This is a genomic window from Sphingobacterium sp. CZ-2 (assembly GCF_004526235.1).
Lineage (GTDB): Bacteria > Bacteroidota > Bacteroidia > Sphingobacteriales > Sphingobacteriaceae > Sphingobacterium > Sphingobacterium tenebrionis.
Map to the genome: position 1 here is coordinate 2,128,519 of NZ_CP038159.1, position 15,472 is coordinate 2,143,990.

The following is a 15,472-nucleotide window of genomic DNA, read 5'->3' on the forward strand; positions in this document are numbered from 1 at the left end:
TTGTGAATATTAAAGGAGATAACGCATAATTGTATCAATGTGCTACACCTAATCTGTTAAAATTATAAAATATTTAACATTTGCTTTATACTTATATAGTTAAATTTTCTTTGGGTGACCTTGAAATCACGGTCTAAAAAGAGACTGGTTGGGAATGTAGGCTTTTTCGAATCCTGCATCAATAAACGAAACAACTGATGGTATTGACCTGTTTTTTTTACGGTTTGGGGGTTTGTATAAAGTACTCCATCGAAGTAAATACTGTCCAGAGATTCGGCATCCATTTCTACTGCATAATAGTGTTCATTGAGATTTTGAATCACTTTCGGATCCTTAAACGTTTCCCTTTGCATTTTTTTGCAATAGCTGCACCATTCCGTATGGAAAAATAAAAATACCGGTTTAGGGTTCCTTTCGAGCGAATCGCTGATCTGCTCGAAAGGAATCCAGTTGATGGCTTCTTTGTTCAAAGGCTGCGCCTTAATTTCCCAAGAAATCAACCCGATAAATAATATGCCTATTTGTAACAGTTTCATTAGTGAAAATGTCCTAATTTGATTCCAAATGTAAATGTCCTTGGACGGGATGGTCCATAGATATATTGGGAGTCACGGAGTGCGCCGGTATCAAAATCCTTTTGGAAAGCGTTGAAAATATTCTGGACCCCACCAAAAAGTTCGATACTGAATTCTTTCTTCACGGAAAATGTATAGCCAATCCGGGTATTGATCTCATAAAAATCATTCGCCTCCTTCAATAGCATCTTTTCGGGCTCAACCAGGTGCGGAACGATCATTTTTCCGGTATATACGGAAGTGAGGTCTAAACTCAATGCTTCTAATGGTTTCCAGTTGGCATTTAGGTAACCATAGATATTGGGTGTGCGGACGAACCGCTTACTGCTTACATTTTCATTGGCAGTTGGTCCCTCGAACAAAAGCTGTGCTTCCTTAAATTCTGAACGTTGAATTGTTCCTCCCGCCTGAAAGCTGTACCTCGAAGAAGGGGCAATATTCAGCTCCAGGTTGGATCCATAGACACGCGCTCCTGTTCCATTTCGCATCTCTTCGATGATTAGGTTCTCTTCTTCAGAAGTCATAATAGTGGTGAATGGATTGTTCAATTGGGTGAGGAATCCTTCTACCAAGAGGCTGGTCTGGGTAGTTCCGAAGTTCTTCGTGAAATTCAAGGATCCGGTATAAGCGTTGGAATATTCGGTTTCCAAGTTCTCACCGATCAGCACGAATACCTGTTGTCCGCCGACCGAGGTGACATGCATATCTTCATTGAAAGCTTGTGGAGCACGGAATCCGCGGGCAAAACCTCCTCGGAATTGCAGGTAATCGGTAATGTCGTACAATAAGGTCACCCTTGGGCTGAAAGTGCCAAAGCTTTCGGAGGAGTTTCGTTGATGACCTGCCAATTCATAGTTTCCATCTACATCGGTATAATCGTACCGGGCACCCAATAGGGATTTCAGATTATCCAAGATGTTCCATTCGTACTGCACATAGCTACCTAGGCCATGGGTCTTCTGATCGATCAGACGTTGGTAACCGGGAATATTATCTTTGGTGCGGTTGCTATTGAATTCGACACCGGCAGTCAAAACATCCTTTTCGAAGGTATAGGTATACTGCGAGCCGGCTACCATGGCAAAATCATCCGTATCTCCATAGGAATTGGAGGCCAAAAGGCTATCCTGTTTGGTTCTGCCGCCACCTAAACCACCGTAAAAGCTTTCCCGGTTGGTGAATTGCGCAGAAGAATAAAGTGAGATTTTATGTTTGTAATCTTTGGAATAATGGTCATAGGTCAATCCGCCGATAAAGGAATTTGTGCGCAATTGTTCGGTTACATCCGTAAAATGGGGCGCAAGATCCAATCGGTCGCCACCACGTCTGAACTCATTGAGCACGCTGAGGTCCAAGGTGATCCGGTCGAAATCGGTGGGTTTGTAAAAAGCCTTGGAGCCGAAGGTGAGGTTCTTCAATTTGGTCATTTCGGAGAAACCATCGTTATTGGCATCATAGGCTTCCCGGTTTCTATGCATCCCATAGAAGGTGACGCCTGTTTGCAGGTCATTATCTACGTAGGAGCTGTTGAAATCCAAACTATGGTCCCAGGCTTTTCCCCCGATCAAGGAATTGGTGGTTTTCAGTTGCCAATCGTTTTCTACCGGGTCTTTGGTGATGATGTTAATGGTTCCGGCAATGGCATTCGCGCCAAATAGGGCAGAACCTCCTGAACGGACCACCTCGATGCGGTCGATCATGCTCGTAGGGATCTGATCCAGGCCATAGACACTGTTCAGGGCACTGAAAACGGCGCGGCTATTGATCAGGATCTGGGAGTAGGCGCCTTCCATGCCGTTCAATCGAACTTGGGTAAATCCACAGTTCTGGCAGTTGTTCTCCACGCGAACTCCGGGTTGGTAGTTCAGCGTTTCAGACATCGCGACCGACTGGGTGGCATTGAATAATTTGGGGCTCAGCACATTGACAATCACCGGTGCTTTCTTGCGTTCCATGCCGTATCGGGAGGCACTTACCACGACCTCACTCAGGTTGAGGTTGTCTTCCTGCAGGGTGATGTTCAAGGGATTGTTCCTATCGGCTGCGGTCAGTTGTTTTTTGATGGATTGAAAACCGATGGCGCGGATACTGATGCTTTTTATGGGCGTTTTTCCTTCTTCCAGGATGAACTGTCCTAAGCTATCGGTGGATGTTCCTTGGTTGGATCCATCTACCTGTACGGTAGCATTGGCAATGGGTTCATCTTTGGGATTACTGATAGTTCCACGAATTTGTGCATATAGGTTTGTTTGGCCCACATAACATAGGGCTATTATCAGGTTTAACCTGAAAAAAATAGATTTCATAGTAAAATTTAGCAATGATCAATAAGGTATGGCCTGGGATTAAGCAGGCGACATACAAATACAATAAGGACCATGAAATTTGATTTCATGGTTGGAATAAGATTATGCTAAATGGGTAGGAGGGTCTCTTCCGGTGTTGAAAGAGATGTATTGTTTGATTTCCGCGAAGGTTTTCTCCGCGAAATGGATTTCTGTAAGGGTTTGTTGGATAGGAGCGGTGTAAGTTTGCGACTCCCAGTTTAAGTAACTGCCCTGAAAAACAATGTCCAGGTATTTGATTTCATCATCGGAGTGGTGTTGGTGATGTTTTTTTTCGCCAAGATCGTAAGGGTGGATGTGGGTGACGATCTCTCCGGTGGAGGTGACCTCTTTGTGCATAAAGACAATTCCGCTGATGATTATGCCGCAGATCCAGAAGAGGAGGAAATGGGCGATTATTAGGCGGTATGGATGTATTTTATGCATGCAGATGTGAAATCTGGGATAAATTTAGGGATTTTTTTCCGTGATTGGGAGATTTTTGCGTCATTGCGAGGTGTTTTACGTCATTGCGAGGTGTTTTACGTCATTGGGAGTTTTTTTTACGTCATTGCGAGGAACGAAGCAATCTTCCCGCATGTCATGCTGAGCGAAGTCGAAGCATCTACGTATGGTACCCGAACAGATCCTTCGACGATGCTCAGGATGACACTTAAAGAAAGGATGACACTTAAAGAAAGATTGCTTCGTCGTGCCTCCTCGCAATGACGCGTTGTTGTCATGACGCAATGTTGCCAATGACGCAATATTGTCAATGACTCCTAACCCTTACACCAACTTATTATTCTCATCCGGGAAAATAACAGTTGGTTTAAAGGTTTTGGCTTCTTCGCGATCAATCGTCGCATAAGAAATCACGATCACAATATCACCAACCTGCACCAAACGAGCTGCAGCGCCATTCAAACAAAGAATTCCGGATCCACGTTCGCCAGGAATGACATAGGTTTCCAATCTGGCGCCGTTATTATTATTTACAATTTGTACTTTTTCTCCAACGATCAAGTCTGCCGCATCAATCAAATCTTCATCAATGGTGATGCTTCCAACATAATTCAACTCCGCTTGTGTAACACGAGCGCGGTGAATTTTCGATTTCATTACTTCAATAAACATAATGCAAAGTTAGGGTTTTCCCATGTAATAGCTTTGTAAATTAATCAAGTGCTAATCAACAAATATTCTACGCTAAAATAATATTATCAATCAAACGCACATTTTCCACCCAGGCCGTAATCAAGGCAACATACTCTTTTCCGGCTTCAATTTCCGATACCGGTTCCAAGCTACTGGATTCACAGATCGCCAAATACTCCAACGTAACAGCCGGGTTCTCCGCAATCATATCCTTGCTCTCCGCCAATAATTCCGCTACTGATCGCTTCTTGATATTCGCCTTGATAAATCGCAATACCTTAGACAAAGTCAATGCATCCGCTTTCCCTTGTTCCGACAATCTTGCATTTCTAGAGCTTAATGCCAAACCTTCTTCACTACGCACCGTAGGGCAGATCAACAAATGGATAGGTAGCTCTTTAATATCGATCATCCGCTGGATCACCATCACCTGCTGGAAGTCTTTTTGTCCAAAACAAGCCTGGTCAGGTTCTACCAAAGAAAACAACTTGTAGACTATTTGTGTAACACCTTGGAAATGCCCAGGCCTATGCTCCCCTTCCCAGATCTTATCCAGATTGCCAAGATCAATATGCCACTCCGGATCGTTTTCAGGATACATCTCTTCCACCGATGGAAGGAAGAGGATATCACAATCTACCGACTCCAATAAAGCGATGTCCTTTTCAATAGGGCGCGGATAATTTTCCAGGTCCTTTGGGTCATTGAATTGGGTTGGATTCACAAAAATGCTACAAACGATGATATCTGTCCTTGGTTTTGCGTATTCGATGAGGGATAAATGACCTTCATGCAAGGCGCCCATGGTGGGTACCAATGTTTTTGTTTTTTCTTCTTGGCGGATATCTTGCAAAGCAGCTTGCAACTCCCCCTTTGTACGAAATATTTTCACGGCGGAAATTTAAAATTAGGTGCAAAAATGAGGAATAATCTTTAAATTATAAAACGATGATTTTTAATCAATTGTAAAATTGATAAATTATGTGTATCTTTGTAGACCGATTTTACTATTCAATAAATAAAAAAACAGTTGGAGATGGCAAAAACGAAAATCTTGTTTATTACCCATGAAATGTCGCCTTTCCTTGAATTAAGTAAAATTTCTGAAATAACACGCCAGTTACCACATGCAATGCAGGAAAAAGGATTCGAAATTCGGATTCTAATGCCTCGTTTTGGTAACATTAATGAGCGCAGAAATCGTCTTCATGAAGTGATAAGGTTGTCGGGAATGAACATTGTGGTGGACAATAATGATAATCCGCTAATTATTAAGGTAGCATCCTTGCCGGCAGCAAGAATGCAGGTTTACTTCTTAGATAATGAGGAGTACTTTCAGCGGAAGAAGGTTTTTCGTGATGAGCAAGGGAAATTCTTTGATGACAATAACGAACGTTCCTTGTTCTTCTGTAAAGGAGCTTTGGAAACTGTCAAGAAATTAGGTTGGTCACCGGATGTGGTACATTGCCACGGATGGTTTACCGCGATGGTACCGGCTTACCTAAAAACTGTATACCAAAACGATCCTACCTTCAAGGATGCTAAGGTTTTCTATTCCCTTTACAAGGAAGATTTTGAGAACGCAAGCCTTGGAACGAAGTATGCTGAAATGGCTAGCCAATCAGATATCGCCGCTGATCAAGTGAAAGATTACGCATCCGGATCTTACGTGGATATCTGCAAAGGCGCGCTTTCTTTCACGGATGTCGCTATCAAATGCGATGCTGACATCAACCCTGAAATTACCGCGTACATCCAAGAACATAATATTCGTACATTCGAACCGACTTCTGATGAAGATTACGAAGCATTCGGCGAATTATATGACGAGTTTGTAAACGAAGAAGTCTCAGCTTAGTTGAGTATAAAGTATTGAGTATTTAGTATTTAGACCTATGCGGGCTATCAAAAGCAAGTATAGGTCTATTTATTAAATACTTTTTTAATGCAATATCCTTTTGTTTAGATTAAAAATCTCTTTTTATCTTTAATGCGACATATTCAAACTATACAGAGTCATAATGCTAACAAACTATACAGAGTCTTAATACTAACTACTAAATACTAAATACTAAACCATGATACGCGTAGGTTTTGGGTTTGATGTACACCAAATGAAAGAAGGACATCCATTTGTGGTAGGAGGAGTGACGTTGGATCATCATGCAGGGGCATTTGGGCATTCGGATGCGGATGTGTTGGCTCATGCGATCTGCGACGCTATTTTGGGTGCTGCAAATCTAGAGGATATTGGCTATCATTTCCCGAATACCGATGATAAATGGAAAGGTGCGAATAGTTTGGACCTTTTACGCCATTGTATTCAATTGATCAAGGACAAAGGGTATTCTTTGGGAAATATTGATGCGATGTTATGTTTAGAGGCACCGAAGATCAAGCCTTATATTCCAGAAATGAAAAAGAACATTGCGGAAGCTGCGGGTATTACAGTAGAGGATATCTCTATTAAAGCTACTACTAATGAGAAGATGGGATTTATTGGCCGTGAAGAGGGCGTGGTTGCTTATGCAGTCTGCCTTTTGGAAAAATAATTGATAACAAGGATGACGGCAATCAATGCCAATAATCCACCAAGATAAAATGGAGCGCCTGGGAGATACACCGAGGCGTTCTTTTTTGTAAAAAAGGAGAAGAGGCTGGTCATCAGGATAGGGCCAATTATGGCCGTTAGACTGATCACACAGGTCAATCCACCTTGAATCTGGCCCTGCTCATTGGCCGGTGTCTGGTTCGAGATGGAACTCTGTATGGCCGGTCCGGCAATCCCTGCAAATACATAAAAGAAACTGGCCACATACAGCCAAGCGGAGGTAGGGGCTAAACCCATCGCGATCAATGATCCTGCATTCAGAAGCAATCCGATGATGATGCTCTTGGCAATCCCTAATTTGGGGATGATGATCCGGATCAATCCGGCTTGCACGATCGTAAGCAACACCCCAATAAATCCCAAAGAATAGCCTACCATACGTTCGTTCCATTGGAATTTCTCCATCGTAAAATAAGACCAGGTACTCTGTACGGCATGCGCCGCTACGTTGATCAGAAAGATGCAGATTACCAAGGTCTGGATCTGCGGATATTTTCCGATATGCCGGAAACTCCCGATTGGATTGGCATTGATCCATCTGAAGTTCCGTCGGTTTTCTTTATTTAAGGATTCTGGTACTACAAAATACCCGTATACAAAATTCAGGAAGGATAGACCAGCAGCGGCAAAGAAAGGTACGCGAGGTCCATAATGCCCCAGAATACCTCCCAGGACAGGCCCAATGATAAATCCTAATCCAAAAGCGGCACCCAAGAGCCCGAAATTCTGGGCTTTGTTCTCCTTTGTGCTCACATCGGCAATGTACGCCGCAGCAACCGTATGGCTAGCGCCGGTAATACCGGCAACAATTCGTCCAACAAATAACCAGAAAATACTAGGAGCCCAGCCGATCAATAGGTAGTTCACAGCGAAACCGAACAAGGAGCAGAGCAGGACTGGTCTTCGGCCAAAATGATCACTCAAATTTCCAAGGATCGCCGCAAAGAAAAATTGCATGAAGGCATAACAGAAAGTCAGCCAACCCCCATACGAAGATGCCTGGCTTAAGTCGCCATGTATCAATTCTTTGATCAATGCTGGCATCACTGGAATGATGATACCCAATCCTATCGAATCTAAAACTACGGTTATGAAAATGAATAGTAAGCCAGCTTGTGATTTATTGTTGGGCATATATACTAAGGTAAAAGAAAATTATGGTATTTTTGTAGCGTTCAACAAACAATTGGCACACTTACTGATATTATGCATTTCATGGTTATCCAGTTTAAGTGGGTAATTGATTATTCATTACTATAACAAATGAAGAGAGAATCACAAAGTAGCAAACTTACCGAAGAGGATGTAAAAAGATATACAAGGAATTATTGGAAATTTCTGTTGGGAATGATCGCTTTTGTAGCGTTGTTTTTAGTGAGTGTAAGGGTCGGTTTGTTTGGTAAATTGCCAACATTCAAGGATCTTGAAAATCCCAAAAGTAACCTTGCTTCCGAAATTATTACTGATGATAACCGCGTTTTGGGAACCTATTATGTCCATAACCGGTCTAACGTCAAATACAGTGAATTATCACCCTTCCTCGTGGAGGCTTTGGTATCCACTGAAGATAAACGTTTCTACGAACACTCAGGTATTGACTATTCCAGGACTTTTTCAACGGTACTTTTAACCCTTGGCGGAAATAAGCAGGGGGGTAGTACCATAACCCAACAGTTGGCGCTGAACCTATTCGGCGAATCCAGAGCACGCAATCCGATCAAACGTATTATGCAGAAGTTGCAGGAATGGATTACCGCTGTACGCTTGGAACGTAACTATACCAAGGAAGAGATCATCATGATGTATTTCAATACAGTAGATTTCGGAGCTTACAATACCTATGGTATCAAATCGGGAGCAAGAACCTATTTCAATACGACTCCAGATAAATTAACGGCAGATCAAGCTGCGGTCTTGGTGCAGATGTTAAAGGGTACTTCCATGTATTCGCCAGTATCGAATCCAGAAAAGGCTTTAGCACGTCGTAATCTGGTTTTACAGAATATGCGCGATCAGAATTTCATCAGCAGTGAGGAGTTCGAGAAGAGCAAGGAAAAGCCTTTGGGTATCAAGTTGACCAAAGCCAATTATGGTGATGGATTGGCTCCATATTTCCGTGCGGTATTGAAGGAAGAGATCAAAAAAGAATTCCAACGTTTGGCGATTACCAAACCTGATGGAACACCATATGACCTGGATCGCGATGGATTGAAAATCTATACACCGATCAACTATAAAATGCAGCAGTATGCGGAAGAGGCGCAGAAAGAGTGGATGAAGAAGCTGCAGAATGAATTTGATAAGCAATGGCGCCGTCGTAATGCCTTCACCGGAAAGAATGCCAACCTTTTGGTTACCGGGATGAAGCGTTCGGATAGATGGCATACCTTGAAATCAGAAGGGATGTCGGAAAAGGATATCCGTAAGGAATTTGACAAGAAAGTAAAGATGAACCTCTTTACCTGGAGGGGAAATATTGATACCATGATGACGCCGATGGACTCCATCAAGTACACAAAATTGTTCTTGCGGAATGCGATGATGTCCATGGAGCCTCATACCGGCTACATCAAAGCTTGGGTAGGAGGTATCAATTTTGAACATTTCAAATACGATCAGGTACGCCTTGGTACCCGTCAGGTAGGATCTACGGCAAAACCATTTGTCTATGCTTACGCCATCGATAATGGTTATGGTCCATGTGTTTCCATTCCGAACCACATGAGAACTTATGGCGATTGGACACCAAAGGGAACCGTACAGGGAGGTGATCCTATTACCTTAAAAAATGCGATCAAATATTCCCAAAACTATGCGTCTGCTTATTTGATCTCCGAAGTGGGAGCATCATCTGTAGCCGATCTGACAAAAAGAATGGGTGTGAACTCCAATATTCCGAATAACCTTTCCATTGCATTGGGATCTTATGATGCATCCTTATTTGACATGGTAGGAGCCTATTCTGCTTTCGTAAATCAAGGTACTTGGGTAGAACCAACGATGATTTTACGAATTGAGGATAAAAACGGAGCTCCGATCTATGAAAAGGCACCTAAAGTATCCAAAGCATTGAACAGTGAAACGGCTTACGCCATGGTGGATATGTTGAAAGGTGTAGTGGATGGTGGTACAGGTAGTCGATTACGTTGGGATCCAAACTTCGGTGGATTGAAGAATCCAATTGGTGGTAAAACGGGTACAACGAACGATAACTCGGATGCTTGGTTCATCGGTATCACGCCAGAATTGGTGACCGGTGTTTGGACAGGTGCTGAGGATCGTGGTATCAGTTTCAGCAGTATGCAATATGGTCAGGGTGCGGCAGCAGCGATGCCGGTATTCGGCTTGTACATGCGGAAAGTTTATGCCGATAAAGGGTTAAACTATACCCAGGAAGATTTCCCGCCTCCAGCAGGTGGAATCACCAGATTTGAAATGAATTGTTCTAACTTTTCCCAATATTATGGACGTGATCCAAACCAATCGAACGGCAGTACAGAACTGATGGATGACGATCGGTTAGGATTTTAGGCATATCCTTAATGGAGTTTGATTATAAGAAAGAATTAGGAAAAATCCCCCATAAACCAGGTGTCTACCAGTATTTTGATAAGGAAGACACCCTGATTTATGTTGGTAAGGCCAAGGACCTTAGGAATAGGGTCAGTTCTTATTTTGTCAACACCCAACAACTCAATAGCAAAACCAAAGTTCTAGTCCGAAAAATCAATCGGATCGCCTTTACCATTGTAGATACGGAGATCGATGCCTGGTTATTGGAAAATAACCTCATCAAAAAGCATCAGCCTCGGTACAATGTCATGCTGAAGGATGATAAGACTTACCCTTGGATTGTCATCAAGAACGAACGATTTCCCCGTGTTTTCTGGACCAGAAGGTACATCAAGGATGGTTCCAGGTATTTTGGGCCTTATGCCTCTGTGGGCATGATGCACATCGTATTGGATATGATCCAGGAGCTCTTTCCCCTTCGCACCTGTAACCTCAGCCTGACCGAAGAGAACATTGCCAAAGGCAAGTTCAAGGTCTGTTTGGAATACCAGATCGGAAATTGTAAGGGACCATGCGAAGGCTATCAATCCGAAGAGGATTATGATCAGAACCTTTCTGATATCAAGGATATCCTGAACGGGAAGATCAGTATGGTGACCAACCGTCTTAAGGAGCAGATGCAGGAGGCCGTGCAGGGCATGGATTTCGAAAGGGCGCATAAACTGAAGATCAAACTCGATAAGCTCGACAATTACCAGAGTAAATCGACCGTTGTCAATTCTTCCATCAGCAATGTGGATGTGTTCAGCATCGCATCAGAAAGTAATTATGCTTTTGTCAATTTCTTAAGGGTGGTTAATGGAGTAATCATTCAGACCCAAACCGTGGAGCTGAAAAAGAGACTCGATGAGACCGATGCGGAATTATTGGCGATTGCCATTCCGGAGATCAGGTCCAGGTATAGTAGTCTCTCCCGAGAGATCATTGTGCCATTTGAATTGGATATCGAAGGCAATGAACAGATCAAGTTTGTGGTTCCAAAATTGGGTGAGAAACGGAAATTATTGGATCTGTCCCTTAAAAACGTAGCCTATTTCAAGAAAGAAAGATTACTTCAATACGAAAAACTCAATCCTGAGGTAAAAGTTGAAAGGGTATTGACCCAAATGCAGAAGGACCTTCGCTTGCCGGTTCTCCCGCGGCATATCGAATGTTTTGATAACTCGAACATACAAGGAAACTATCCTGTTTCTGCTATTGTGGTGTTCAAGGATGCGAAACCTTCCAAAAAAGATTACCGCCATTTCAACGTGAAAACGGTGGAAGGTCCGAATGACTTTGCAACGATGGAGGAGGCTGTTTTCCGTCGCTACAGGAGGTTGTTGGATGAAGACCAGAGCTTACCTCAATTGATTATTATTGATGGTGGCAAGGGGCAGTTGGGTGCCGCATTGAAGAGTCTAAAGCTTCTTGGGATCGAGAAGAAAGTGACTGTAATCGGGATTGCCAAACGATTGGAAGAATTGTATTACCCTGGCGACCAATATCCTCTTTATCTGGATAAGAAGTCCGAAACCTTGAAGATCATACAGCACTTACGGGACGAGGCGCATCGTTTCGGTATTACCTTCCATAGAAACCAACGAAGTCGGAAGACCTTTGTTTCGGAATTGGACAATATTCCCGGTATAGGAAAAGTGACGGTTCAGAAATTGTTGACCAGCTTCCGCTCTGTAAAGAAAATAAAAGAAGCGACGGACGAGGAACTAAAAAAAGTGCTTAACCTAAAACAGATACAAGCACTTCGTCAATATTTTTCAGCACATTAATAATTCCTGAGCCTAAATTATAGTTGGCGAATTATAAGAACCCCAGTTCTAATTTAGCCTCTTCGCTCATCATATCCTTGGTCCAAGGTGGATCAAAAGTAAGTTCTACAATAGCTTCTTCAATTCCTTCGATCGCTGCCACCTTTTGTTGAACCTCATTCATCAATTCCCCCGCTACAGGACATCCGGGAGCTGTAAGCGTCATAACAATTTTAGCATGCTTATTCTCCTTCGTAATAATCTCGTATACCAATCCTAAGTCCAGGATATTTGCCGGTTTCAATTCCGGGTCGTATACTGTTGCCAATGCCTCTTCTATCTGTGGGGCAAGCCCCAATCTATCCATTACGATGATATTCATGTTGATTTCTTTAAATTTTCGTGCGCTGCTCTTTAATTACCTCTTGGTATATATGTTCCAATTGGTTCATCACCAGCGTCTGTTCATAATGTTTCAGGAAGGTATCCCTGCAGTTCATCTTCATGATCTCCTTTTTATCAGCCGGAATAGCTTGCCACTCTGCTAAGGTCTGGATGATCTGAGGATGATTATGCGGATCGAATAACATTCCTGTATACAAAGGTACAACCATTTCATTTAATATGCCAATATTGCTGGCCAGAACAGGCACGCCAAGGGCATAAGCTTCCAGGACTGCCAAAGGCATGGATTCATAACATACCGACGGTACGATCACAGCTGATGCGACAGCCATATGGTTACTAATCACCTGCTTATCCTGAAATCCAAAATAATGGATATTCGTATGGCTATTCGCTATTTTTTCTACCTCTTCCTGCAAGGGGCCTGTCCCAAAGATCTTTAATTCATGGTTGGATGCGGTCCAGGCATGTAATAAGGGTAAGATCCCTTTTTCTTCGGATAATCTTCCTACATAAACAAAAGCCTGACTTTGGATAATCTCGGTAGGAGCGACTTCCTTTACAAAATTTGGTTTCACCACGAAATTCTTGATGGGAACCTCAAAGGTAGATCGATGAAATAGATTTTTAGCGAATTCCGATAAGGCGATAAAACGATCTACTTTCTTGAAAGTTCCTCGTTTCCGATGAATCCAATAGGTAAACGCCGTCCAAAAGGTTTTGATATAGGAGTTCTCCAAGGCTTTTTTCCGAACAGCTTGCCAAGGGAATTTTTGGGTAATGGAATCCAAAAAGAGGTTTCCATCATGGAAAAGCGTAGCTGATGGACATAACAACCTAAAGTTATGCAGGGTCATGACCATCGGGATTCCTAATTTTTTGATATGCAATATGAACAATGGCCCCAAGGCATAGTGCATATTATGAATATGAATGATATCTGGTCTGAAATGTTTGATGCGTGTTTCCAAGCGGTTAGCTTCTTTCCAATTTAATGGATAGCTCAAGTACTGCAGATAACCTGCTAAACTCTTTACATTCTTCACTGTAAAAAGTTCAACTTCATGCTTTTGGAGCAATGCTTCTATTTCCTGCTTTACAACGAAATCCTCGCCACCAATATGTTGATATTCGTTATGAATAATTAAGATTCGCATCCTGTGGATATAATTTACGCAATTTACATAGACTAAGCTGAATATTCAAATAGGCTATTCCACGCTATTCATGTTAATTGCTTATCTTTGTAACAATTTTTTAATAAGTATGTTTGAACAGAATCCCTACAGCAAACTCATCTCCAGTTATATTCAACGCGCCGAATTTCCGGCAGATCCAGCAGACCTCTACGACCCCATCCGATATATCCTTTCCCTAGCCGGAAAACGAATTCGTCCGATGTTGGTACTGATGTCATCCAATATGTTCGGATTCAAGGATTTAGAGCTTTCCTTGCCAGCGTCGGCCGCCATTGAATATTTCCATAATTTCTCCTTGATCCACGATGATATCATGGACAAGGCGCCATTGAGAAGGGGTAAGGATACGGTTCATCAGAAATGGAACGATAATGTGGCTATTCTATCTGGGGATGCCTTGTTGGTCAAAGCCTATCAGGAATTGGGGAAATCGCCTGCCGACAAGATCCCAGCTTTGTTGGAGGTATTCAACAAAGTGGCGTTGGAGGTTTGCGAAGGCCAACAGATGGACATGGATTTTGAGAAAAGATCCTCCGTTAGGGAAGAGGAATACATACAGATGATCAAGCTGAAGACCTCCGTGCTACTGGGAGGCGCTTTGCAGATGGGGGCGATCCTGGCTTCAGCATCCAAGGAACAACAGCAAAAAATCTATGACTTTGGAGTAAACCTGGGCATTGCTTTTCAATTGCAGGATGACTATTTAGATGTCTATGGAGATCCATCCAGCTTTGGAAAACAGGTTGGGGGAGATATTCTAAGCGATAAAAAAACAATCCTTCATATTCGTACGCAACATCTATCGGAAGGGGCTGATTTATTGGAATTCAATGACTTAGTTTCTGCCCAAGAAATCACGAAGGAAGAGAAGGTGGGGCGGATGAAAAACTTATATGCAAAATATAACATTGATCAATACGCAGAAGAGGTAAAACAGCGTTATATGCATTTAGCTTATGCTCAACTCGAATCATTAGATATTGATCCGGAAAGCAAGCAGGAGATGTTTGTTCTGGCGGATATTCTCATGCATAGAGCGAAGTAAATTATGTTTTTTGTGTAGTTTTTTATATTTTGGTAATATAAGTGGATTGTATATAAATGGAGCCTTTAAAAATAACCATATTTCAAGCCTATCTTTTTTGGGAGAACGTGGATAAGAACCTGCAGAATCTTGGCTTAAGGTTGTCTGCGTTGCGCGAAAAGACAGATTTGATCATACTTCCGGAGATGTTCAATACGGGTTTCACCACCAATGTGGAGAAATGCGCAGAAACGATGTCCGGAAAAACCATGCATTGGCTTTTTGAGACCTCTCAGAAGTTCCAGTGTGTAGTGGCTGGTTCATTGATTATTGAAGAAGGTGGAAAATATTATAACCGCTTTGTATGGATGTCGCCGGATGGCAGTTTTGTACATTACGATAAAAGGCATCTATTCAGCATGGCCAATGAAGATAAAGTCTTTACGGCTGGTGATTCTCGAATTATCTTCCAATTGAAGGGTTGGAAAATCTGTCCGATGATCTGTTACGACCTGCGATTCCCAACCTGGTCGAGAAATCAAGGCGCTTCTTATGATCTATTGGTTTACACAGCTAGCTGGCCAGACAAACGTTCTGCACATTGGAGAGCATTGATTCCTGCGCGTGCTATCGAGAATCAGGCCTTTGTGATCGGTGTGAATAGGGTAGGACATGATGGGAAGGAAGTCTATTACTCCGGTGGTTCCATGTGTATTTCTCCAAATGGGGATGTGGTCTATTATAAGCCAGAGGATGAAGACCTCTATACCTTTACGTTAAATCCAAAGGATCTCGAAGAAAACAGAAATAGCTTTCCATTCTTGGACGATCAAGATGAATTTAAATTATTATAGT

General features: G+C 42.5%; 14 protein-coding genes. 6 read left to right on the top strand and 8 right to left on the bottom strand.

Annotated elements, in window-relative coordinates; all coding sequences use genetic code 11:
- Positions 1-62: 62 nt before the first annotated feature.
- From E3D81_RS09415 to panC, 5 genes are all read right to left on the bottom strand, one after another.
- Positions 63-536: a thioredoxin family protein gene (locus E3D81_RS09415; protein ID WP_134777248.1), complete on the bottom strand. Its 474-nt coding sequence runs from the start codon at positions 534-536 to the stop codon at positions 63-65.
- Positions 536-2,881: a TonB-dependent receptor gene (locus tag E3D81_RS09420; RefSeq protein WP_134777249.1), complete on the bottom strand. Its 2,346-nt coding sequence runs from the start codon at positions 2,879-2,881 to the stop codon at positions 536-538. The genes E3D81_RS09415 and E3D81_RS09420 overlap by 1 nt, the downstream gene beginning before the upstream one ends.
- Before the next feature lie 102 nt (positions 2,882-2,983).
- A complete protein-coding gene (locus tag E3D81_RS09425; protein WP_167554268.1) occupies positions 2,984-3,346 on the bottom strand; it encodes a hypothetical protein in 363 nt (120 codons plus the stop codon).
- A 342-nt stretch (positions 3,347-3,688) separates the two neighbouring features.
- Positions 3,689-4,036, bottom strand: a complete 348-nt coding sequence (gene panD / locus E3D81_RS09430) for an aspartate 1-decarboxylase (protein ID WP_099365857.1) — start codon at positions 4,034-4,036, stop codon at positions 3,689-3,691.
- Between the two features lie 67 nt (positions 4,037-4,103).
- Positions 4,104-4,949 carry a pantoate--beta-alanine ligase gene (gene panC, locus E3D81_RS09435; RefSeq protein WP_134777251.1) on the bottom strand — a complete coding sequence of 282 codons (846 nt, stop codon included), beginning with the start codon at positions 4,947-4,949 and terminating at the stop codon, positions 4,104-4,106.
- Positions 4,950-5,093: 144 nt separating this feature from the next.
- Between panC and E3D81_RS09440 the strand changes: the two genes are divergently transcribed.
- Together E3D81_RS09440 and ispF are read left to right on the top strand one after the other, a co-directional pair.
- Positions 5,094-5,915: a glycogen/starch synthase gene (locus tag E3D81_RS09440; protein WP_099365855.1), complete on the top strand. Its 822-nt coding sequence runs from the start codon at positions 5,094-5,096 to the stop codon at positions 5,913-5,915.
- A gap of 220 nt (positions 5,916-6,135) precedes the next feature.
- Positions 6,136-6,609: a 2-C-methyl-D-erythritol 2,4-cyclodiphosphate synthase gene (gene ispF / locus E3D81_RS09445; protein WP_099365854.1), complete on the top strand. Its 474-nt coding sequence runs from the start codon at positions 6,136-6,138 to the stop codon at positions 6,607-6,609.
- Here ispF and E3D81_RS09450 read toward each other — a convergent pair.
- Positions 6,582-7,802 carry a TCR/Tet family MFS transporter gene (locus E3D81_RS09450; protein WP_134777252.1) on the bottom strand — a complete coding sequence of 407 codons (1,221 nt, stop codon included), beginning with the start codon at positions 7,800-7,802 and terminating at the stop codon, positions 6,582-6,584. The genes ispF and E3D81_RS09450 overlap by 28 nt on opposite strands.
- Before the next feature lie 129 nt (positions 7,803-7,931).
- Here E3D81_RS09450 and E3D81_RS09455 point away from each other — a divergent pair, with 129 nt between their 5' ends.
- The gene (locus E3D81_RS09455) at positions 7,932-10,199 is read left to right on the top strand and encodes a penicillin-binding protein 1A (protein WP_099365852.1); all 2,268 of its coding nucleotides are present in this window, start codon (positions 7,932-7,934) and stop codon (positions 10,197-10,199) included.
- An 11-nt stretch (positions 10,200-10,210) separates the two neighbouring features.
- Positions 10,211-12,010 carry an excinuclease ABC subunit UvrC gene (gene uvrC / locus E3D81_RS09460; protein WP_134777253.1) on the top strand — a complete coding sequence of 600 codons (1,800 nt, stop codon included), beginning with the start codon at positions 10,211-10,213 and terminating at the stop codon, positions 12,008-12,010.
- 31 nt (positions 12,011-12,041) lie between these two features.
- On the opposite strand, the gene E3D81_RS09465 is transcribed toward uvrC, so the two are convergent.
- Together E3D81_RS09465 and E3D81_RS09470 are read right to left on the bottom strand one after the other, a co-directional pair.
- Entirely contained in the window at positions 12,042-12,356 is a 315-nt protein-coding gene (locus E3D81_RS09465) for an iron-sulfur cluster assembly protein (protein ID WP_410528429.1), read from the bottom strand.
- Positions 12,357-12,381: 25 nt separating this feature from the next.
- Positions 12,382-13,551, bottom strand: a complete 1,170-nt coding sequence (locus E3D81_RS09470) for a glycosyltransferase family 4 protein (RefSeq protein ID WP_134777255.1) — start codon at positions 13,549-13,551, stop codon at positions 12,382-12,384.
- A 109-nt stretch (positions 13,552-13,660) separates the two neighbouring features.
- On the opposite strand from E3D81_RS09470, the gene E3D81_RS09475 reads away from it, so the two are divergent.
- Together E3D81_RS09475 and E3D81_RS09480 are read left to right on the top strand one after the other, a co-directional pair.
- Entirely contained in the window at positions 13,661-14,638 is a 978-nt protein-coding gene (locus E3D81_RS09475) for a polyprenyl synthetase family protein (RefSeq protein WP_134777256.1), read from the top strand.
- Between the two features lie 56 nt (positions 14,639-14,694).
- A complete protein-coding gene (locus E3D81_RS09480) occupies positions 14,695-15,471 on the top strand; it encodes an amidohydrolase (protein ID WP_099365847.1) in 777 nt (258 codons plus the stop codon).
- Position 15,472: the final 1 nt, after the last annotated feature.